The sequence below is a fragment of the Cellulosimicrobium sp. BMG9.22 genome (assembly GCF_059159975.1).
The window spans coordinates 32,178-53,228 of sequence record NZ_JBZGBY010000007.1 but is presented as its reverse complement, the minus strand read 5'-3'; the positions used below and the strand labels follow the sequence as shown (position 1 = coordinate 53,228).

Annotated in this window: 21 protein-coding genes and 1 pseudogene; 14 read left to right on the top strand and 8 right to left on the bottom strand. The window is 71.6% G+C overall.

Annotated features, from left to right (window positions below):
• The first annotated feature begins 29 nt into the window (after positions 1-29).
• From AC4H2H_RS07380 to AC4H2H_RS07340, 9 genes are all read left to right on the top strand, one after another.
• Entirely contained in the window at positions 30-962 is a 933-nt protein-coding gene (locus tag AC4H2H_RS07380) for a DUF881 domain-containing protein (RefSeq protein ID WP_494370148.1), read from the top strand.
• A complete protein-coding gene (locus AC4H2H_RS07375) occupies positions 959-1,291 on the top strand; it encodes a small basic family protein (protein ID WP_494370147.1) in 333 nt (110 codons plus the stop codon). Before AC4H2H_RS07380 ends, AC4H2H_RS07375 begins: the two co-directional genes overlap by 4 nt.
• A gap of 2 nt (positions 1,292-1,293) precedes the next feature.
• Positions 1,294-2,265 carry a DUF881 domain-containing protein gene (locus tag AC4H2H_RS07370; protein WP_494370146.1) on the top strand — a complete coding sequence of 324 codons (972 nt, stop codon included), beginning with the start codon at positions 1,294-1,296 and terminating at the stop codon, positions 2,263-2,265.
• 176 nt (positions 2,266-2,441) lie between these two features.
• The gene (locus tag AC4H2H_RS07365) at positions 2,442-2,924 is read left to right on the top strand and encodes an FHA domain-containing protein (RefSeq protein ID WP_483772957.1); all 483 of its coding nucleotides are present in this window, start codon (positions 2,442-2,444) and stop codon (positions 2,922-2,924) included.
• The gene (gene ftsR, locus AC4H2H_RS07360) at positions 2,921-3,688 is read left to right on the top strand and encodes a transcriptional regulator FtsR (protein WP_494370145.1); all 768 of its coding nucleotides are present in this window, start codon (positions 2,921-2,923) and stop codon (positions 3,686-3,688) included. The genes AC4H2H_RS07365 and ftsR overlap by 4 nt, the downstream gene beginning before the upstream one ends.
• A 100-nt stretch (positions 3,689-3,788) precedes the next feature.
• A complete protein-coding gene (locus AC4H2H_RS07355) occupies positions 3,789-4,262 on the top strand; it encodes a bifunctional nuclease family protein (protein ID WP_494370242.1) in 474 nt (157 codons plus the stop codon).
• Positions 4,263-4,468: 206 nt separating this feature from the next.
• A complete protein-coding gene (locus AC4H2H_RS07350) occupies positions 4,469-5,059 on the top strand; it encodes a MerR family transcriptional regulator (RefSeq protein ID WP_494370144.1) in 591 nt (196 codons plus the stop codon).
• A gap of 138 nt (positions 5,060-5,197) precedes the next feature.
• Positions 5,198-8,596 (top strand): pyruvate carboxylase, encoded by a 3,399-nt coding sequence (locus tag AC4H2H_RS07345; protein ID WP_494370143.1) that lies wholly within the window; start codon positions 5,198-5,200, stop codon positions 8,594-8,596.
• Positions 8,597-8,633: 37 nt separating this feature from the next.
• Entirely contained in the window at positions 8,634-9,482 is an 849-nt protein-coding gene (locus tag AC4H2H_RS07340; RefSeq protein WP_494370142.1) for an MBL fold metallo-hydrolase, read from the top strand.
• Between the two features lie 21 nt (positions 9,483-9,503).
• Here AC4H2H_RS07340 and AC4H2H_RS07335 read toward each other — a convergent pair whose 3' ends face one another.
• The 4 genes from AC4H2H_RS07335 to AC4H2H_RS07320 all read right to left on the bottom strand — a co-directional run bounded on the left by AC4H2H_RS07335 (position 9,504) and on the right by AC4H2H_RS07320 (position 13,366).
• On the bottom strand, positions 9,504-10,757 hold the full coding sequence (locus AC4H2H_RS07335; protein ID WP_494370141.1) for a phospholipase D-like domain-containing protein: 1,254 nt from the start codon (positions 10,755-10,757) through the stop codon (positions 9,504-9,506).
• Between the two features lie 207 nt (positions 10,758-10,964).
• Positions 10,965-12,020 carry a tyrosine-type recombinase/integrase gene (locus tag AC4H2H_RS07330; protein WP_494370140.1) on the bottom strand — a complete coding sequence of 352 codons (1,056 nt, stop codon included), beginning with the start codon at positions 12,018-12,020 and terminating at the stop codon, positions 10,965-10,967.
• Positions 12,021-12,143: 123 nt separating this feature from the next.
• The gene (locus AC4H2H_RS07325; protein ID WP_494370139.1) at positions 12,144-12,848 is read right to left on the bottom strand and encodes a histidine phosphatase family protein; all 705 of its coding nucleotides are present in this window, start codon (positions 12,846-12,848) and stop codon (positions 12,144-12,146) included.
• An 83-nt stretch (positions 12,849-12,931) separates the two neighbouring features.
• Positions 12,932-13,366, bottom strand: a complete 435-nt coding sequence (locus tag AC4H2H_RS07320; protein WP_494370138.1) for a hypothetical protein — start codon at positions 13,364-13,366, stop codon at positions 12,932-12,934.
• Between the two features lie 330 nt (positions 13,367-13,696).
• On the opposite strand from AC4H2H_RS07320, the gene AC4H2H_RS07315 reads away from it, so the two are divergent.
• Positions 13,697-15,037 (top strand): TnsA-like heteromeric transposase endonuclease subunit, encoded by a 1,341-nt coding sequence (locus AC4H2H_RS07315; RefSeq protein WP_494370241.1) that lies wholly within the window; start codon positions 13,697-13,699, stop codon positions 15,035-15,037.
• A gap of 132 nt (positions 15,038-15,169) precedes the next feature.
• On the opposite strand, the pseudogene AC4H2H_RS07310 reads toward AC4H2H_RS07315, so the two are convergent.
• The 3 genes and pseudogenes from AC4H2H_RS07310 to AC4H2H_RS07300 form a co-directional block, all read right to left on the bottom strand.
• A pseudogene (locus AC4H2H_RS07310) lies at positions 15,170-15,741 on the bottom strand (transposase family protein); the annotation flags it as partial.
• A 6-nt stretch (positions 15,742-15,747) separates the two neighbouring features.
• A complete protein-coding gene (locus AC4H2H_RS07305) occupies positions 15,748-16,017 on the bottom strand; it encodes a hypothetical protein (protein ID WP_494370137.1) in 270 nt (89 codons plus the stop codon).
• A gap of 136 nt (positions 16,018-16,153) precedes the next feature.
• Positions 16,154-16,597, bottom strand: a complete 444-nt coding sequence (locus AC4H2H_RS07300) for a MarR family winged helix-turn-helix transcriptional regulator (protein WP_494370136.1) — start codon at positions 16,595-16,597, stop codon at positions 16,154-16,156.
• A gap of 83 nt (positions 16,598-16,680) precedes the next feature.
• On the opposite strand from AC4H2H_RS07300, the gene wrbA reads away from it, so the two are divergent.
• The 4 genes from wrbA to AC4H2H_RS07280 all read left to right on the top strand — a co-directional run bounded on the left by wrbA (position 16,681) and on the right by AC4H2H_RS07280 (position 20,136).
• The gene (wrbA, locus tag AC4H2H_RS07295; protein ID WP_494370135.1) at positions 16,681-17,313 is read left to right on the top strand and encodes an NAD(P)H:quinone oxidoreductase; all 633 of its coding nucleotides are present in this window, start codon (positions 16,681-16,683) and stop codon (positions 17,311-17,313) included.
• Positions 17,314-17,343: 30 nt separating this feature from the next.
• Entirely contained in the window at positions 17,344-18,780 is a 1,437-nt protein-coding gene (locus AC4H2H_RS07290) for an MFS transporter (RefSeq protein ID WP_494370134.1), read from the top strand.
• A 14-nt stretch (positions 18,781-18,794) separates the two neighbouring features.
• Positions 18,795-19,169: a VOC family protein gene (locus AC4H2H_RS07285; protein WP_494370133.1), complete on the top strand. Its 375-nt coding sequence runs from the start codon at positions 18,795-18,797 to the stop codon at positions 19,167-19,169.
• Between the two features lie 760 nt (positions 19,170-19,929).
• Complete coding sequence (locus AC4H2H_RS07280) at positions 19,930-20,136, top strand: integrase core domain-containing protein (protein WP_494370240.1); 207 nt, start codon at positions 19,930-19,932, stop codon at positions 20,134-20,136.
• Between the two features lie 406 nt (positions 20,137-20,542).
• Here the strand turns inward: AC4H2H_RS07280 and AC4H2H_RS07275 are convergent, their stop codons facing one another.
• A complete protein-coding gene (locus AC4H2H_RS07275) occupies positions 20,543-21,022 on the bottom strand; it encodes a DUF1579 family protein (protein WP_494370132.1) in 480 nt (159 codons plus the stop codon).
• Between the last annotated feature and the right edge of the window lie 29 nt (positions 21,023-21,051).

Genomic DNA, 21,051 nt, shown 5'->3' with positions numbered 1-21,051 from the left:
CCCAGCGGCGAGGCCCCGTCGACGCCTCCATGACGCTGCTCAACGAGGTCATGCACCGGCCCCTGGACCCCGGGTACGCCGACGCCGCGGCACGCCGGGCGGCAGGGGAGGCGCCCCGGCGCGGTCGAGCCGGGACCGTCGTGCTCGTCGCCCTCGCGGTCGCGCTCGGCATCGTCACGACGGCCGCCGCGGTCGACCTGCGCGCACCGCAGCCGGACGTCATCGCCGCCCGCGAGACCCTCGAGCAGGAGATCCTCGGCCGCCAGGGCGACGCCGAGGAGCTCACGGCCCGCAGCGGCGAGCTCTCCGCCGAGATCGAGGAGCTCCAGGGCGCCGCCCTCGGGGCCGCGAGCGCAGACGTCCTGGACCGCCTGCAGCAGGAGGGCGCCTGGACCGGGGCCCAGGCCGTGGAGGGTGCGGGCGTCATCGTCACGCTCGACGACACGAACGGCGGGCTCGCGTCCGACGACGTCGACCCGAGCTCGCTCGTGCACGACTCCGACCTCCAGCGCGTCGTCAACGCCCTGTGGGCCGGCGGCGCCGAGGCCGTCGCGATCAACGACCAGCGACTCACCGGCCTGTCGGCGATCCGCAGCGCGGGGGACGCGGTCCTCGTCGACCTGCAGCCCCTCGTCGGCCCGTACCAGGTGGAGGCGATCGGCGACGCGGACGACCTGCGCACCTCGCTCCTGCGGTCGGGCACGTCCGACTTCCTGCAGCTGCTCAGCACGCAGTACGGGATCCGGTCGAGCGTGACCGCGCAGAGCCGCCTCGACCTTCCCGGCCGCTCGACCCCGACGTTGTTCTTCGCACAGGCGGCGGGCCCCGCCGTAGACTCCGACGCACCGACGACGACCGGCTCCGGCGGGGACGAGCAGGGCACCTCGGACCCGACCGACGAAACCGGCAGCGACACGGACAACGAGACCACGTACGACACAGGGCAGGAGAGCGTCGAATGATCGCAGTCGTCGGACTGGTGGTGGGCATCGTCGCGGGCCTGGTCCTGCAGCCCACGGTGCCCGTGTCGCTGCAGCCGTACCTGCCCATCGCCGTCGTCGCGGCGCTCGACGCCCTCTTCGGCGGGTTGCGCGCCATGCTCGACGGGCTGTTCGACGACAAGGTCTTCCTCGTCTCGTTCCTGTCGAACGTCGTCGTGGCCGGGCTGATCGTGTTCCTCGGCGACCAGCTCGGCGTCGGGAGCCAGCTGTCGACCGCCGTCGTCGTCGTCCTCGGCATCCGCATCTTCTCCAACGCCGCCTCCATCCGGCGCCACATCTTCAAGGCGTGACGATGGCGACCGCACCCGGCGAGGAGCACCGGCCCGAGACCGCCCCGGACGACGTGCCGGGCACCGCTGACGCGCCCGAGGGCGCGCACGACGGCGTCGTCGACCCGGCGCCGCAGGACCCGGCCACCGACGACCTGACCGCGCACGACGAGTCGCCCGCCGACGACTCAGGGCCCGAACCCGACGTGATCACCACGGCGATCCGCCGTGTGCCACCTGCCGGGGGGCGCCACGGTGCCCCCGCCCCCCCGCCGCCCGGAGGTCTGCAAGCGCTCGGCAACGCGCTCCGTCCGCGCGCGAACCGGTCCCAGGTGGTCGTCGGCATCCTGTGCGCGCTGCTCGGGTTCGCCCTCGTCGCCCAGGTCAGCCAGACCCAGGAGGACCAGCTCTCGTCGCTGCGCCAAAGCGACCTCGTGCGCCTCCTCGACGACGTCACGCAGCGGTCGAGCGAGCTCGAGGACCAGGTGTCCTCGCTCGAGGCGACGCGCGACGAGCTCCAGTCGGGTACGGGCCGCGAGCGCGCGGCCCTGGAGGTCGCGGAGCAGCAGGCCGAGACGCTCGGCATCCTGTCCGGCCGGCTCCCGGCGCAGGGACCCGGCGTCGTGATCGAGGTGGTCGAGGGCGAGAAGCCGCTGAAGGCGTTCGCGCTCTTCAACGTCCTGGAGGAGCTGCGCAACGCCGGCGCGGAGGCGATGGAGGTCAACGGCGTCCGGCTCGTGGCGAACAGCTACTTCGAGGACACGTCCGACGGCGTCGTCGTGGACGGCCAGGTCATCACGTCGCCCTACCGCTGGGTCGTCATCGGCGACCCCTCCACGCTCGAGACGGCGCTCGAGATCCCGGGCGGCGCGATGGCGTCGTTGCGTTCCGAAGGCGCTCGCACGACGATCCGGCAGGAGGATCTCGTGGAGGTGACCGCCACGGTCGAGCCGGGCGCTCCGCAGTACGCCACGCCCGTCCCCGCCGACGGCTGAGGTGGCTTCCCCAGGGGAGTCGGGCCGGGGTAGGTTGGACGAGCGAGGTGACGCGCGTCCCGTGGCGTGCAACGCGTGACCTGCGGATGTAGTAGTTTTCCAGCACGGCGGGCACACGCCCCGTCGGGTGGGATCCGAGGTCGAGCACGACGTGCCGTGAGCCCCGAGGAGGCGAGATGAGTGTCCCAGGCGGTCCCCAGGTGCCGAACCGGGCGGGTAGCGACACGACGATCAGCTTCGGCCGGATCGAGGCCCCCGTCGAGGAAGGCGTCCAGCCTGGTGGCCTGAGCCCCGAGGAGCACGCCGCCGTCGCGGCCCTGCCCCGGCACTCGGCGCTGCTCATCATGCAGCGCGGCCCCGGTCAGGGGTCACGGTTCCTGCTCGACGCCGAGCGCACCGTCGCCGGCCGCTCCGAGCACGCCGACATCTTCCTCGACGACGTCACCGTCTCCCGCAAGCACGCCGAGTTCGTCCGTGAGGGCGACCGGTTCGTCGTACGCGACGTGGGCTCGCTCAACGGGACGTACGTGAACCGCAGCCGGATCGACGCCGTCGCCCTCGCGACGGGCGACGAGGTGCAGATCGGCAAGTACCGGCTCACCTTCCACGCCAGCCGTCACGCCGGCGCCCCGTCGGACGGCCCGGCCCCGCGCCCGTGAGCGGGTTCACGGGCGCCGTCCGCGCCACCGCCCCGGAACCGGGCTCCGAGGAGGGTCCCGAGCCCTGGCCGCAGGGCATCTCGCGGCGCGCGACGATGCGGATCTCCGACGTGCTGCGCGCGCTGCGGGCGGAGTTCCCGAACGTCAGCCACTCGAAGCTGCGCTTCCTGGAGGAGCAGGGCCTCATCGAGCCCGTGCGCACGGCGTCCGGCTACCGGCAGTACAGCCCGGCCGACGTGGAACGGCTCCGGTTCGTGCTCGTCGAGCAGCGTGACCGGTACCTGCCGCTCAAGGTCATCAAGGAGAACCTCGCCGCCCTCGACGCGGGCACCGCCGTCGAGCCGCTCGCTCCCCGCCTCGCGACGGCCGACGGCGACCCCGGCTCCGCGTCCGTGCGTCAGCGCTACACCGTCGACGCGCTCGTCTCCGCGGCGGGCGTCGACCGGGAGCTCGTGGAGGGGCTCATCGAGGCCGGCGTCCTGCGCCAGGCACCGGGCGGGCAGCTCGACGCCCGCTCGCTGGACGTCGTCGTGCTCGCCGCCGGGCTCGCCGAGTACGGCATCGAGCCTCGGCACCTGCGGACGCTGCGCACCGCGGCGGACCGGCACGTGAGCCTCGTCCAGCAGGTCGTCTCCCCGTGGCGCGGGCAGCAGAACGCCTCGGCGCGCGCGCACGCCGGCACGGTCGCCTCCGAGGTCGGGGAGATGTGCGCGCAGCTGCACACGGTCTTCGTCCGCCAGGGCGTCGACGACCTCACGCGCTGACCCCCTGAAGCGCGGCCCGGGCGCCGCAGGATCCGCCTGCCCACCCCCTGCCGGATGCCTTGGCGCGACGTACCGTGGACAGGTGAGCGACGACGTGCCGATGGTCCCCGTCGAGGTCCTCGGTGTGCGGCAGCAGCAGCGCGACCAGGAGATCGTGGTGCTGCTGCTGGACGACGCGTCGGAGCTCGTCGTCCCGATCGTCATCGGCCCGCGCGAGGCCAGCGCGATCGCGATGGCACAGGCCGGCCTGCCGACCCCGCGCCCCATGACGCACGACCTGCTGCGCGACCTGCTCGACGCGGTCGACGTGCGCCTCGAGCGCGCGGAGATCGTGGCGCTCGACGGTGGGATCTTCTTCGCCGAGCTGGTCCTGAGCAACGGGGTCCGGCTCGACTCGCGCGCGTCGGACGCGATCGCCGTCGCGGTGCGCACGGGCAGCCCGGTCCTGTGCTCGGCAGAGGTCGTCGCCACGGCCGGTGTCGAGGTGGTCGACGTCGCGCAGCGGGAGGAGGTCGAGAAGTTCCGCGACTTCCTCGACCACGTCCAGCCGGAGGACTTCTCCGTGGACGAGTAGGGCGAGCGGGACCGCCACAGCATCGAGCGATGGTCGAGACGAAGAGACCGAACGGACGTACCGGACCTTCAACCTCAGGTCGAAGGTCACGGCGGGCGCAGCGGGCGCCAGGCAGGCGCGACACGCCAGCGTGCTCGGGCCGTCGGTCGTTGACGACCCCCGACCACGCACCTAGCGTGGACGAGGACACACCCCAGGAGGCAACAGTGAACAGCAGCGGTGAGGCGAGCGTCGGTTCCGGCGCGACGGTTCCGCACGGCGCGCAGGGCCTCCTCTTCGGGGAGGACATCACCGAGCAGGACACGACGACCGGATACCGGGGCCCCACGGCCTGCCGCGCCGCGGGCATCACGTACCGCCAGCTCGACTACTGGGCGCGGACCGGGCTCGTCGAGCCGACGGTCCGCCCGGCGTCCGGGTCCGGCTCCCACCGCCTGTACAGCTTCCGCGACATCCTCGTGCTCAAGGTCGTCAAGCGCCTCCTCGACACCGGGGTGTCGCTCCAGCAGATCCGTACGGCCGTCGAGCACCTGCGCGAGCGCGGCGTCGAGGACCTCGCCCAGATCACCCTCATGAGCGACGGTGCGAGCGTCTACGAGTGCACGTCGCCGGACGAGGTCGTCGACCTCGTCCAGGGCGGACAAGGCGTCTTCGGCATCGCGGTCGGCCGTGTGTGGCGCGAGGTCGAGGGCACGCTGGCCGAGCTGCCGACCGAGTCCCTGGACGACGAGGACGGCGCAGCGGGCGACCCGCAGGACGAGCTCGCCCAGCGCCGTCGGGCACGCACCGCCGGCTGACGCCCCACCGCGGGAGGCTGTGGAGCACGTCACAGGGCCCGCGGCGGTCCGCCCCACGAGGGCGTGGGAGGATCGCCCGGTACGTGGCACGCCGCGCCGCCGGCTCGACGTCGCCGACGGTCGACGGATGGAGTGTCGGTGTTCTCGAAGGTCCTGGTCGCCAACCGCGCAGAGATCGCCGTCCGGGCGTTCCGCGCCGCCTACGAGCTCGGGGCCCGCACCGTCGCGGTGTTCCCGCACGAGGACCGCGGCTCCGAGCACCGGCTCAAGGCCGACGAGGCGTACCTCATCGGCGAGCCCGGCCACCCGGTCCGCGCCTACCTCGACATCGACGAGATCGTGCGGGTCGCCCGCGACGCCGGCGCCGACGCGGTCTACCCGGGCTACGGGTTCCTGTCCGAGAACCCCGACCTCGCGCGGGCCTGCGCGGACGCGGGCCTGACGTTCGTCGGGCCGCCGCCCGAGGTGCTCGAGCTCGCGGGCAACAAGGTGCGGGCGCTCAAGGCCGCACGCGAGGCCGGGCTGCCGGTCCTCGCGTCGAGCGAGCCGTCGTCCGACGTCGACGAGCTCGTCGCGGCGGCGGACGTCGTCGGCTTCCCCGTGTTCGTCAAGGCCGTCGCCGGCGGCGGCGGTCGTGGCATGCGCCGCGTCGACACGCGCGAGGAGCTGCCCGAGGCCCTGGCGGCCGCGATGCGCGAGGCCGACGGCGCGTTCGGCGACCCGACGGTGTTCCTCGAGCGGGCCGTGCTGCGCCCGCGCCACATCGAGGTGCAGATCCTCGCCGACGGCGCGGGGAACGTCGTGCACCTGTACGAGCGCGACTGCTCCCTGCAGCGCCGCCACCAGAAGGTCGTCGAGATCGCACCGGCGCCGAACCTCGACCCCGCGATCCGCGACGCGCTGTGCGCGGACGCCGTGCGGTTCGCCCGGCACATCGGCTACCAGAACGCCGGCACGGTCGAGTTCCTCGTCGACACCGTGGGGGAGCGGGCCGGGCAGCACGTGTTCATCGAGATGAACCCGCGCATCCAGGTCGAGCACACCGTCACCGAGGAGGTGACCGACGTCGACCTCGTCTCCGCGCAGATGCGCATCGCCTCGGGCGAGACGCTGGAGGACCTCGGGATCCGCCAGGAGGACGTGCGCGTCAACGGCGCGGCCCTGCAGACCCGCATCACGACGGAGGACCCCGCGAACGGCTTCCGCCCCGACACCGGCCGCATCATCGCCTACCGCTCCCCGGGCGGAGCCGGCGTGCGGCTCGACGGCGCGACGGCGACCGCCGGGTCCGTCGTGTCCGGCCACTTCGACTCGATGCTCGTCAAGCTCACGTGCCGCGGCCGCGACTTCCCGACGGCGGTGCGCCGCGCCCGGCGCGCGCTCGCCGAGTTCCGCATCCGCGGCGTCCGGACGAACATCCCGTTCCTGCAGGCCGTGCTCGCCGACCCGGAGTTCGTCGCGGGGAACGTCGCGACGTCGTTCATCGACGAACGGCCCGAGCTGCTCTCCGCGCGCGAGAGCGCCGACCGTGGCACGCGCCTGCTCGCCTACGTCGGCGACGTCACGGTCAACCGGCCGTACGGCGACCCGGTGCGCACCACCGACCCGGCGGCCAAGCTGCCGGCGCTCGACCTGACCGTCGCGCCGCCGCCCGGGACCCGGCAGCAGCTCCTCGAGCTCGGCCCGGAGGGCTTCGCGCGCGCGCTGCGCGGCGAGCAGCGCCTGCGGGTCACCGACACGACGTTCCGCGACGCGCACCAGTCGCTGCTCGCGACGCGCGTGCGCACGCACGACCTGACCGCCGTCGCGCCGTACGTCGCACGGGCCACGCCGCAGCTCTGGTCGGTCGAGGCGTGGGGCGGGGCGACGTACGACGTCGCGCTGCGCTTCCTCGGCGAGGACCCCTGGGAGCGCCTGGCCACCCTGCGCGACGCGATGCCGAACCTCGCGATCCAGATGCTCCTGCGCGGGCGCAACACCGTCGGGTACACGCCGTACCCGACCCGGGTCACCGAGGCGTTCGTCGAGGAGGCCGCGGCCACCGGCATCGACGTGTTCCGCATCTTCGACGCCCTCAACGACGTCGACCAGATGCGCCCGGCGATCGAGGCCGTGCGCGCCACCGGGACGACCGTCGCCGAGGTCGCCCTGTGCTACACGGGCAACCTGCTCGACCCGGCCGAGGACCTGTACACGCTCGACTACTACCTGCGCCTCGCGGACCGCATCGTCGACGCCGGCGCGCACGTGCTCGCGATCAAGGACATGGCGGGGCTCCTGCGGCCCGCCGCCGCGTCACGGCTCGTCTCGGCGCTGCGGGAGAGGTTCGACCTCCCCGTGCACCTCCACACGCACGACACGTCGGGCGGGCAGACGGCGACGCTGCTCGCCGCCGCCGCCGCGGGCGTCGACGCCGTCGACGCCGCGAGCGCCGCGATGGCCGGGACGACGAGCCAGCCGTCGCTGTCGGCGCTCGTCGCCGGGCTCGAGCACACGGAGCGGGACACCGGGCTCTCGCTCGCCGCGGTCGCCGACCTCGAGCCGTACTGGGAGGCGGTGCGCCGCACGTACGCGCCGTTCGAGTCCGGGCTGCCGGGGCCGACGGGTCGGGTGTACGAGCACGAGATCCCGGGCGGGCAGCTGTCGAACCTGCGCCAGCAGGCGATCGCGCTGGGCCTGGGGGAGAAGTTCGAGCAGATCGAGGCGATGTACGCCGCCGCCGACCGCATCCTGGGGCGCCTGGTGAAGGTGACGCCGTCGTCGAAGGTGGTGGGCGACCTGGCGCTGCACCTCGTGGCCGCGGGCGCGGACCCGGCCCAGTTCGCGGCGAACCCGCAGGCGTTCGACATCCCGGACTCGGTCGTCGGGTTCCTGGGCGGCGAGCTGGGTGACCCGCCCGGGGGCTGGCCGGAGCCGTTCCGCTCGCGCGCGCTCGAGGGTCGTGCGGCGCGGGCCGGGGTCACGCCCCTGACGGCGGACGACGAGGCAGAGCTCGCCCAGCCGGGCCTGGTGCGTCGGGCGCGGCTCAACCGGCTGTTGTTCGCGGGTCCCACCAAGGACTTCGAGCACGTCCGGTCGACGTTCGGCGACGTGTCGGTGCTGGACACCCCGACCTACCTCTACGGGCTCGAGCCGGGTGAGGAGATCGCGGTCGGTCTGGGCAAGGGCGTGCGGCTGCTCGTGGGCCTCGAGGCGATCGGGACGCCGGACGAGCGCGGGATGCGGACGGTCATGTTCTCCCTCAACGGTCAGCTGCGCCCCATCCAGGTGCGCGACCGGTCGGTGGACGTGGACGTGCGTTCCGCGGAGAAGGCTGACCCGACGCAGCCGGGCCAGGTCGCCGTGCCCTTCGCCGGGGCGGTGACGCCGGTGGTCGTCGCGGGCGACGTCGTCGAGGCGGGGCAGACGGTCGCGACGGTCGAGGCGATGAAGATGGAGGCCGCGATCACGACGCCGGTCGCCGGCACGGTCCAGCGCGTCGCGATCGGCGCGGTGCAGCAGCTCGAGGGCGGGGACCTCGTCCTGGTCGTCGGCTGAGGCCGGCGCGCCGTCGCAGCTCCCGGAAGGAGGAACCATGCGGGTCACGTTCCACGGTCACGCGTGTGTGGCGGTGCACCACGACGACACGGTCGTCGTGCTGGACCCCGGGTCGTACAGCGACGCGGCCGGTGCGCTGGCCGATGCCGACGCGGTGCTGCTCACGCACGAGCACCCCGATCACGTCGACGCCGGGGCGCTCGGTGCCGCCCTGGCGGCTCGCCCGGAGCTCGCCGTGTGGGCACCGGAGGCGGTCGCGGAGTCGTTGCGCTCGGCGCTGCCCGACGGCGGTGCGCGCGTGCACGTCGTCGCACCGGGGGACGGGCTCGACCTGGGCGGGCTGCAGGTCGTGGTCGGCGGGGGCCGGCACGCCGTGATCCATCCGGACGTGCCGCGCCTCGCGAACGTGACGTACCTCCTGCGGGCCGGGTCGGCGAGCGTCTTTCACCCTGGCGACTCGTTCGACCTGCCGCCCGGCACCGACGCCGGCACCCCAGACGCCGAGCCGGGCGGGCGGCACCGCCTCGACGTGCTCCTCGCGCCCGTGTCGGCGCCGTGGCTCAAGCTCGCGGAGACGATCGACTTCGTCCGTGCCGTCGACCCGGCGATCGTCGTCCCGATCCACGACGCCCTGCTGTCCGCCGTCGGGCACGGCGCGGTCGACCGTCTGCTCGGCGAGCGCCGCACGGGCGGCACGTACGTGTACCGACCCCTTGCCGTAGGTGAGTCGATCGACGTCACCGGCCGCGAGGGCGGTGCCGCGAGCGCCGTCGCGGCCGAGATCCTGTGCGAGCACCCCGAGTTCGCGGAGGTGCACCGGCTCGAGGACGACGAGACCGTCGCGCCGCGACCGGAGGAGGACGTGGCCGATGCGGCCCGCGAGTGACGTCGTCGGGCCGTACGTGCCCTACAGCAGCGGGCGCAGCGGGGTGAGGACGATCTCGCTGAGCTTGGCCGCGAGGGAACGCGTCTCCCACTCGGCGAGCGTGAGCTCGCGGGTGTTCGACAGGTCGACGGCAAACACCTTCTCCATCTGCTCGGCGACCCCCGGGTCGGTGATCTCCAGGTTCACCTCGTAGTTGCCGGTCAGGGAGAGCCGGTCGATGTTCGCCGTGCCGATCGTCGTCCACGCGCCGTCGATCGTGGCCGTCTTGGCGTGCACCATCGCGTTCCGGTACAGGTGGATGCGCACGCCGCCCTTGAGCAGCGCCGTGTACAGGCCGCGCGAGAGCCAGTCGGCGAGGACGTGGTTCGAGCGCTCGGGGACGAGGACGCGCACGTCGACACCGCGAGCGGCTGCCGCGAGGAGCGCGGCGAGGATCTCCCGGTCGGGGATGAAGTACGCCTGCGTGATGTAGACGTGCGAGCTCGCGCGGTCGATCGCGTCGAGGTAGATGCCGCGGATGGGGAAGACGAGGTGCGCGGGCGCGTTGCGTGCCGCGCGCAGCCGGGGCTCCCAGTGCTGGGAGCCGGGGTCGGCCAGCAGCGTCTGGTGGGGTGCGCGGTTGGCGTTCCAGAAATCGACGAACGCGTTGCGCAGCTCCCACGCGCTCGGGCCCTCGAGCCGGACGTGCGTGTCGCGCCACTGCGTCGCGTACAGGCTGCCGATGTTGTAGCCGCCGACGAACGCGGTCTCGTCGTCGACGACGAGGATCTTGCGGTGGTCGCGTCCCGACTTGCGGACGTTGAGCATGAGGATGCCCGGGCGGAACACGGGATACCGGATCACCTGGACGGGCGCCGGCAGGTCGAAGAACGCCCGCGGCACCACGAGGTTCGCGAACCCGTCGTAGACGACCAGCACCTCGACGCCGCGCTCGCTCGCCTCGATCAGCGCCGCCTTGAACTCCTCGCCCAGCGCGTCGCCCTTCCAGATGTACGTCTCGAGCAGGATCCGACGCCGCGCGCCACGGATCGCGCCGAGCATCTCGCGGAAGACGTCCTCGCCGTACGTGAAGACCGTGGTCGTGGTGCCCGCAACCTCGACCTGTGCCGGGGCGGAGCGGGGGAACGACGCCTCGACGGTGTTGCGGCGCTTGCGGATCGCGTCAGCCGTGACGAGCACGCCGGCGACCGTCACGGGGGCCGCGACGGCGAGCACGAGGGCGCGCGCGATGACGCGTCGTGCCGTGCGCAGGGAATCAGGGGAGAGCAGGTGCACGCCCTCACCGTAGCCGTCGGGGCGCGCGGCGCTACCGGAATTGTCAGCGGCGCCCGGCGACGGCAGTCACCAGCGCGGGAGCGCCGTGCACCTGCCGGACTCGCTGCGCCCTCAGGGCTACCTCAGCGCGACCTCTGGGCATCGATCAGCTCTGCCTCCGAACCGAGGTGCTCCGCCCGTGCTGCTGCACCTCGGGGCCGGGCCGCTTCAGCCGTCGGCCGGCTGCAGCGCGGCGCTGAGCGGGTGCGCCCGGATCGCCGCCGCGAGCTCGCCCTCGATCCGGTCGAGGTACACGCCCGTCGTGGCGATCGAGGCGTGGCCGAGGAGCTCGGCGACGACCTTCACGTCCCACCCGTCGGCGGCGAGCAGTGTCGCGGTCGTGTGCCGCAGCGCGTGGGGAGTCGCCTCACGCCGGTACTGGGCCGGCATGCGGTCCACGCAGCGGCGCAGCAGGCCGCGGATGGCCTGCGCGTCGATGCGGCGCCCCCGCCACGAGAGCAGGAGCGCGCGCTGCGCGTCCGGGTCGTCGGGCCGGCGCGCGAGCAGCACGGGCCGCAGGCGCGTCAGATAGTTCTCCAGCGCGTCGGCGAGCGGTGGCGACAGCGCGACCGTGCGCACGTGCCCGCCCTTGCCCTGGATCCGCCAACGGGTCTGTCCGGGCTCGCGGGAGAAGTCGTCGAGGTCGGCGCGCTCGAGCTCGGACACGCGCGGACCGAGGACGAGCAGGAGCGCGACGACGAGCCGGTCGCGCACCTTCAGGTCCTGGTCGCGGCGGGGACCCGCGTCGGGCGCCGTCGTGGCGGACACCTCGAGCAGCGACGCCGCCGAACCCGCCGACAGCGCCGTGCGCGCCACGCGCAGGCCGTCGCGCAGGCGGGCCGGGGGAGCGGCCCACTGCATCGGGTCTGCCTGCACCCACCCTTCGCGCGCTGCGTGCGAGAAGAAGCGTGTGACGGACTGGCGGAAGCGGTTCACGGTCGCCGTCGACCGCCCCTTGCCGCCCACCTTGCGGGTCGCGTCCGCGTACCGCCTGTCTGGCGTCGTCTGGTACCGCAGGAGGACGTCGTCGACGTCTTCGCCCGTCACGTCGTCCAGGACGCGCGCCGGACCGGCCAGGCGCGCGAACTCTCGGACGTCGCGCTCGTAGCTGCGCCGGGTCGTCGTCGACAGCACGCCGCGCAGGGTCTGCGCCGCGACGGACCCGAGGTAGCGGTCCGCCGCCTCTGCGACGGTGATCCGCTCGAGGCGGGGCGGGGCGACCATGCGCGGGGCTCCTCTCGGTCGGCGTGCGCTCTCTTGGCGCCGGGGTGTCGCCAGCGTAGGGGGCGCCACCGACACGGACGCGCGCCGTCCGATCCCGTGACCTGCGCGGACGCCGGCGCCGGGTCACGTCCGCGGAACGTTCGCCGCGGTCAGGTGGTCGACGTCGCCGACCCGCAGCACGCCCCGGTTGTGGAAGTAGCCGTCCTCGCGCAGCGTCGTGATGCTGCCGGACGGCACGACGAACGCCACGTGCCCTACCGCTTCGAGCGGCATCCCGATCCAGGCGGCGACGACGAACGTCGCGGCGAACCCGTGCGTGACGATCACCTGGTGGTCGACCGGGCGGGCGAGCAGGTCCGTCATGGCGGCGTACACGCGCCGCGCGACGTCGAGCCTCGTCTCGGCGCCGGCGACGCCCATGTCGTGGCGCAGGCGGTCGCCGACGGCGGGCGGCGGGACGAACCTCGCGTCGAGCCACGCCTGCGGTCGTCCGCCCGCCTCACCGTAGGACGCCTCCCGCAACCGGGGCTCGAGCCGGGGGAGGACGTCCAGCGCGCGGCCGATCGCGTCGGCCGTGCGACGCGTGCGCAGCAGGTCGGACGTGACGACATCGACCAGGGCGTCGTGGGGGAGGCGGGCGCGGAGCGCAGCCGCGAGGAGATCCGCCTGCCGAAAGCCGAGCGGCGTCAGGTCGGAGTCGAAGTCGCCCCCGACGAGGTGGTCCACGTGGTGGGTCGCCTCGGGATGGGTGACGACGTGCACGGTGCGCTCGGCGGCGCCCACGCGGTCGGGGAGAGGCGGCGGGAGGTCGGAGGCGTCCTGAGGCACGAGCAAGGGTCGCACGAGTTCCGCTCCATGCTGCTCACCATGCTGTTGACCTAAACACAATGATTTGTTCTGTATGTCCGATTCTAGGAATCGTAGCCGAGGGTGCGATCGCGCACCACCCGCCGGGATCTCGCCGGAGCGTCTTGGGCAGGGACGGCGTCCGAGGCCGTCCCGTCGGCCTCGTCGCACGATCCGGCAGGACACGGCTGCGTGGGGGACACCGAGCGCCAGGCCCACACCGACGCCGTCACGACGACGGCCACGGCGGCCACCAGGACGAACGCGACGACCGTGAGCGCGAGCACCGGGACCCAGCCGAGCGTCGCCAGCGTCGTCGCGACGAGGCGTCGGGGCCGCCGACGATCGTCCGGGACGAAGCTCTCGAACGGCGACGCCGTGGAAAGCGCGCCGCGCGCCGACGCGCTCACGGTCGCGACGGCTCTGTGAGCGCCCCGGTGGTCGAGGGCGCCGAGCCCGTGAGCGGTGTTGAGACTCGGCGCGTACGTCGTCGTGCTCATGACGAAGGGGAGCGTCGGCGTGCGCCTCGTGATGCACGACGGCTGCCTCGTCGACCGCAAACTGACATAATGTGCATTATCGGCGCGCGAAGAGTGCAAGCTGCATCAGTTGCAAGTGTCCCGCGTCACTCCAGTTGGCACGTCGATCATCCGATCTGACGCATCTGCGGTTTTCCGATCATCCGAGGTGTTACATCCGCGGTTTCCGATCACTGCATCTGTCGCAGCTCTCCGCGTTACGTCGCTGGTCTTGTCCACTTTGCCCTGTAGCGTCCTGTCACGCTCACCACCGGCTCCTCGGCGCTCGCTCCGTGTGGGCTCGGCGTCGCCCTGACGTTCCGCGCGGACGACGGATCTGAGGTTTCTGAAGATCTGGCCACGGCGTGGACGCGGCCGTTCGAGCAGCGGCCGCCGGTGCGCACGCTCGTGCAGTACAAGGGGCAGCGCAACTTCACGGGCGCCTGGTGGTGCGCGACCACTGGCACCCACGTTGGGTACGAATCCTGGGTCGAGCGCGATCGTCTGATGCTCCTCGACTACGCACCGGAGGCTGTCGGAGTTGGCTCGCAGCCGTTCGTCATCGAGCTGGAGACGTCGGCTGGTCCACGACGACACGTCCCCGACTACTTCGTGCGCACGGCCGACGGATCGGCCATCGTGATCGATGTCCGTCCAGACGAACTCGTCGGGGACGACGAACTCGTCTTCGAGGCCACGGCGGAAGCGTGCAGCCTGGTGGGCTGGTCGTATCGCCGCCTCGGCCGTCCCTCTCCCCTGCTAGCCGAGAACGTTCGGTGGCTCGCGGGTTATCGCCACCCGCGCTGCGCTCGGCCGAGATTGCAGCAAGACGGCGTCCCGTGCGACGCGGAGGCTGGCTCGCGGTCGAGGCCGGAGTTCGACCCCACGGCGCGGACGCTGCGTCAGCGTGAACAGGCCAAGGACGAGGAGGTCCTGGCCGCCGGTGAGGACATCTCGCTGCGCACGTTGCAGCGAATGCGGCGGGACTACGAGCGTGACGGGCTCGTCGGGCTGGTGGATAGGCGTCACACCCCGACGCGTTCAACGACCGGGCGGGTCGATCCGCGGGTCGTCGACATACTGCGGGACGTCCTCGCCCGCACCACGCACCAGTCGTCCGGGACCGCGACCCGGTTGGCCCGTGAGGTTCGCACCGCGCTCGACCGCGAACACGGTCCGGGGAACGTTCCAATGCCCTCCATCGCGACCTTCCGACGCCTGCTGACCAAGATGGCCGAAGGGCGTCACGCCACCGGATCGGCCCGGACTCGTCGCACTCTTGCGCAGCAGCCCGACCGCCAGTTCGGTGCGATCCACCCCGCTAGACCGGGCGAGATCGTCGAGATCGACTCCACTCCCCTGGACGTCGCCGTCGTCCTGGCCGACGGTGTCGTGGGACGTGTGGAACTTACGGCGATGGTCGACGTCGCGACGAGGACCATCGCTGCCGCCGTCCTGCGGCCGACGACCAAGGCTGTCGACGCCGCGCTGCTGCTCGCCAGAGCGATGACCCCCGAACCAATGCGGCCCGGCCGGCCGAAGGCGATCTCCATGGCCTACTCGGTGCTGCCGTTCCAGGCGATGCGCAGCGTTGATGAACGACTGGAGAACGCCGCGGCCCGGCCCGTAATCGTGCCCGAGACCGTGGTCTAACGACCACGGCAAAGTGTTCCTCTCCACCGCGTTCCGCCATGCCTGCCGAACGCTCGGCATCAGCCTCCAGCCCGCGCACCCGGACACACCAACGGACAAACCTCACATCGAGCGGACATTGCAGTCGGTCGGGTCACCGGCCCGCACCCCGTCCTTCGCGGGGATCGTCGTGCGCACGCCCTTGTCGCGGCGCACCCCGACCAGGCCCAGGGTCCGCATCGCCCGGTCGACCGCGCCCCGCGAGGCGTCCGGCGCGGTCCCGCGGCGCACGCACGCGGTCATCTTCCTGCGCCCGTACAGGCCTTCCGGTGCCAGCACACGACGCTCGATCCCGTCGGGACCGACCCGTGTCGTCCACGCGGCCTGGCGCACCGCGTCCTCGACCTGTGCGTCGCTCACCGTGCGCGGCGCGACACGGCCACGCGCGCCACGCCAAGCCCGGTAGCTCCGTGCGGCGACCTGGCAGCCCTGCTCACGCAGAACCCGACACGTCGACTCGACCGCATAGCCCTCGGCCCTCATCGCGTCGATGAAGCCCATGATCATCGGTTGCGGGGGTCGAGCTCCCCCACGAAGAAAGACGTCGCAGCCTTCAAGATCGCGACGTCCTCACGCAGGCGCCGGTTCTCCGCCTTGAGCTTCCTGATCTCTTCCAGCTCCTCGCTACTGACCCCCGGCCGGTCCCCGGCATCGACCTCGGCCTGCGCGCTTCACACGCTCAGGTGGCCAGACTTCGCCAGCCGTGCAAGTGCAGCATGGGCCTGGCCGGGCTCGTGAGGCTCTGCATCATCGTCCTGAGGATCGGGCTCGAAAAAGTTCCGCAAGATCGCCTGTCGCTCGTGCTGGGTTGGAGCCAGCTCGTCCAACAGTCCCTCGTACGTCGCGTCTGCGCTATATGTTTCGCGGTACCAGTCGTGCGGCGAAACCGGAAGCTCGTCGTCTCGTGCAGCGGCGATCCGCCGGATCAGTTCCTCCTGCACTCCCCAAGCCGAGGGAACGCCGGCCGCAATTCGACACACCCGCCCCGAGTGCAACCACATGCGCCCCGGGCACTGCCTGCAGGGTACTGGCAAGGCGTCCGCCGGTGCATCCGCCCGCCTCGGGAAGAGGCTGGCTTCAGGACGACCGATCGCGCTTCCTCCGGGAGTTGTCGGCCAGCCCTGTGATCAGGCCGACGATGTCGTCGAGGGGCATGTCCAGCCCGGCGATCGTGTCCTCGGCCAGCTGGGTCCAGACCGGCTCAAGCCGGCTCAGGAGCCGTTCACCGGCGGCAGTGAGCGCGACCACGCTGGAGCGCCGGTCGTGCTCGGAGGGGCGCCGCTCGACGTGGCCGGCGGCTTCGAGCTTGCGAACCATGGACGTGACGCTCGGTGGTTCGCAGTCGATCGCCTCGGCGAGTGCGGCCTGGATCCGCGGGCCGTTCGCCGCCAGCTCGAGGAGCAGGAACTCCTGTCCGGGATACAGCCCGAACTCGGCCAGCAACGTCGTTGCCCGAGCCCGGTGGCGCAGCGTCAGGCTACGGATCGCCGAGTTGAGCTGGAGCGCCTCGGTGAATTTCACGGGCACGTGACCTCCCTTGACATGCGGATCGTTATCCGCATAACGTTCCGACCGTTATGCGAATAACTAAATCAGGAGGAAGCATGTCAGTCAACATCGCCGTGATCTACTACAGCTCCACCGGGACGGTCGACCGGCTGGCCCGAGCAGTCGCAGAGGGTGCCGCTGACGCGCAGGCTGAGGTCCGACTGCGCCGGGTCGCCGAGCTGGCGTCGGACGAGGCCATCGACGCCGATCCCGCGTGGCGGGCGCACCTGGACGAAGCCGTCCGCACGGTCCAGGTGGCCACCCATGACGATCTCGAGTGGGCCGACGCCTACGCCTTCGGCACGCCGACCCGGTACGGGACACCGGCCGCCGAGCTCAAGCAGTTCATCGACTCAACGGTGTCGCTGTGGCGCAGAGGTGTCTTCACCGACAAGCCGGTGACAGCGTTCACCTCGGCGTTCAACCGCCACGGCGGCCACGAGTCGACCCTGCTCGCGCTCAACAACGTCTTCTACCACTGGGGCTCGATCCTCGTCCCGCCTGGCTACACCGACCCGTCGCTCTACGCTGCCGGCGGCAACCCCTACGGTACGTCGCACACCCTCGGGCCCGACGGCGGTCCGCCCACCGCAGAGGTGCTGGAGGCGGCCCGTTACCAGGGCCGGCGGCTGGTCCAGGTCGCGACCCGGCTCGCGTCCCGCGAACCCGCTGCCGCGGCTGCCCACTGACCAGCACGAGCGGATCGTCAAGGAGGAACGATGTCACTCAAGCAGACAAACACCGTCTCAGGCGACGCGGTCGTAGGCCCTGCGCCGCGCGGCTGGCTGGTCGTGGCGCTGGTGTGCGCCTGCCAGTTCATGGTGATCCTGGATACGTCCATCGTCAACGTGGCTCTGCCCGCGCTCCAGGCAGACCTCGGCTTCACGCCGACGAGCCTGGCGTGGGTCGTGAACGGCTACCTGCTCACCTTCGCCGGGTTCATGCTGGTCAGCGGTCGCGCGGCCGACCTCTTCGGCCCGCGCCGGATCCTCGTCCTGGGGCTCCTGGTCTTCTCCGTCGCCAGCCTGGTCGCCGGCCTGGCGGCCACCGCCGGGATCCTGGTGGCCGCGCGTGTTGCGCAGGGCGTCGGAGCCGCCATGATGGCCCCAGCCACGCTCGCGGTGATCAACACAAACTTCACCGAGCCGACTGCGCGTGCCAAGGCGTTCGGCGCCTGGGCGGCCGCCGGAGGCGTCGGCGGCATGGCAGGTGCTCTGGCCGGGGGCGCGATCACCACCGGCCTGTCGTGGCGATGGATCTTTCTCATCAACGTCCCCATCGGTGCTGTCCTCGTCGCTCTTGCTCTCACCCAGCTGGCCGCGCACCGAGCCGGGCGGCGGGAATCGATCGATGTCCTCGGGGCCCTCACCGTGACCGCAGGACTGGCAGGACTCATCTACGGCGTCATGCAGATCTCCAATCATGGCTGGTCGTCAGGCCACGTCCTGCTACCGATCGTTGCCGGCGCGGTCCTGCTCGTCGTGTTCGTGGCAGTGGAAGCACGGGTCGCCGAGCAGCCGATGGTGCCGCTCCGGCTGTTCCGGATCCGCGCCGTCGTGATCGGCAACGTCATGCTGGCCATGTTCGGCGGCATCGCCATCTCGATGTGGTATTTCAGCTCGCTCTACCTGCAGAACGCGCTCGGGTTTTCCGCGCTCGAGGCAGGGCTGGGGCAGACGCCGGCGGCGGCGATGTTCATGCTGATGGCGCGCTGGGCGTCGGCATGGCTGCCGCGAGCTGGAGCACGCCGGCTACTGCTGGCCGGCAGCGCCTGCTTCGTGGGCGGGTTCGGCTGGTTCTCGCTCGCCGACGCCCACACCGGCTACCTGGCCGGGGTGCTCGGCCCGACGGTGATCATCGCCGTGGGCATCGGCCTGGTCTTCCCCACGCTGATGGACACCGCGACCGCGGACGCTCCTGAGCGCGACGCCGGCGTCGTCGGCGGCCTGGCCACGACCACGAACCAGGTGGGGTCGGCGATCGCCCTCGCCGCCCTGGTGACCGTCGCCAGCTCACGCACCGGTGCAGAGCTCAGCGCGAGCTCCGCACCGGAGGCACTGGCGTCCGGCTACAGCCTGGTCTTCCTCATCGCCGCCGGGATCGGTCTGGCCATCGCCGTGGTCAGCCTGCTCACCCCCGGCCAAGACAGTGACTGATCCAGAGGAGAAACATGGCAGCGCGCTTCGACCACACGATCATCGCGTCGACGGACGCGGTCGAGATGGCCGCGTTCTATCGCGACCTGCTCGACGCCGACGAGGCCCCGTCGTGGGGTCCGTTCGTCAACGTACGGATCGCGGACGGCGTCCTACTGCAGTTCGCGGCTCCGCCGACCGAGTTTGCGTCGCAGCACTACGCGTACTTGCTCGACGACGCGCACTTCGACCGTGCTCACGCGAAGCTCGTCGGCGACGGCCAGGGCTACTGGGCCGACCCCCAGCTAGCCCAGCCCTCGGAAATCAACGAAGAGCACGGCGGCCGCGGCGTCTACCTGCTCGACCCCTCCGGCCACTTGCTGGAGCTCATCACACGGCCCTACCTCTGACGCGCGACCGCGCGCCGGTCACCGGTCCCAGCACACCAGAGCGCTTGTCCACCAGCGACCACGTAAGATGCCTCCGCATCTGCGCGACCGATACTCGTGGTCGCCTTCGATCCTGCGACCGCACGTTGGTTCACCAGCTTTCCCGAGGACAGGGCGGCGATCCAGGTCCCCACCTCGACGGCGAGCTCGTCACCGACGAGGAGTCGCTCACCGAGGCGGCCACCGACTACACCCATCTCGTCCACCGATGCCCCCGGGCGGTGCTACGGCCCGGTTCGGTGCACGACGTAGGGACTGAGGAACATCGCAACGGAACGGACGCTACTCAGGGCTTCCCTGGCCAAGGTGAGCTTGCGGTGCTGGGTGTCGCCCTCTCGTGTGGACGGTGACAGCTCCGGCCGATGCCGCCGTGATGAGACCGGTGGCCAGCCACTGCGGCGTTGAGAGCTGCTCGTTGAGGAGCATGAAGCCCTCCAGCCGGCGGCCACCGGCTCCAGGCTCTGCAGGACGCCGACGACCCGCGCCGGTAGCCGGCGAAGCGCGGTCAGCTCGAGGGAGTAGGGCAGCGCCGCGGACAGCAGGGCCACCACGAGCCCCAGGGCCAGAGCGTGGGGCTGCAGCTACTGTTCGCCGCTCTGCACCAGGCCGAAGGGCAATGTCAGGAGGGCGGCCCACAGGACCGCCAGGGCCAGCGGTCCGCCGCCCGCTGTGCGGGCTCCGGTTCGCTGGCTGAGGAGTAGATACGCACCCATGGACACGGCTGACAGCACGGCGAAGGTCAGCCCAGTCGGGGACAGCGTTCCACGACGGCCCCTACAAGACGATCGCGGACGTCGAGTACGCGACCGCCGCCTGGGTCGAGTGGTACAACAACCGCAGGCTCCACTCGTCGCTGGGCAACGTCCCTCCCGTCGAGTTCGAGTCCGCCCACTACGCTGCTCTCACCGAGCAGTTCCAACCCGCATGAGAGCGGCAGAGAACCTGGGGCCCTTCACGCTTCACAGCGACGTCCTGGCGGACCTCGAGGACGACCCCGACCGTTGGGCCCGATTCCTCGACCACGAAGTTGCCGCCTGTGCCGAACCAGGCGCAACCGACGGGGGCACGCACATCCTCTTCGCCGCCGAGCAGGCTTGACCCCCATCGCTCCCCCGCTCGCGACTCGCACCCCTCGAGCACGCACGCCTACCAGTTGAGGGCCCGCCGCGAACGGAAGGGCGCTCAGGCGAGGCCCTGGCTTCAGTGCACGGCCGCTGCCAGCCGGCGGTCGATCCCGGCGCAGATTGCGAAAGTAGCTCACTACAGCGCAGCAGGCGGCCACCCCCACGCGCGCTTGTCATTTTCGGTGTCTCGCAGGAACGGCGAGCTCGTCTTCAAGCCCTGGTCAGGTTGGTGCTGAGAAAGGACACGTACTGGCCGTCGGGGCCGGCGATCTCGGAGTCGACTGTCACCGTGGCGTCGTCGTTGAGGCGGCGGGTGATCCGGGCGGGACCGGTCACTACCAGGGCGTCGCCGTCGAAGTCGCCGTGGTACTTGCTGCCCTCTTCGTCGTAAGGGCCGAGATTGTTGAAGAAGTGGGTGCGGAACTGTCCCTTGATCGGGTCGTAGTCGTAGAGCTCGTAGCCGCTGTCGGTCATCTCCGTGTCGCCCATGGTCATCGTCCCCTCCCAACGGTGCACCAGAAAGAAACCTCCCTCCAGCCATTCGTAGGTCTCGATGCCCTGGGTGTGCCCACCCGGCCCGAGCGGGCCCTCCGCGATCGTGCCGATCGCGTTCCACTTCCCCACCAGGAAGTCGAGCCGCTGCAGGGCCGGGTCGGGGGTAGGCATTGCGAACTCTTCGTTCTCCGTCATCGTCTGAGTCCTCACGCTCGATTGCTGCT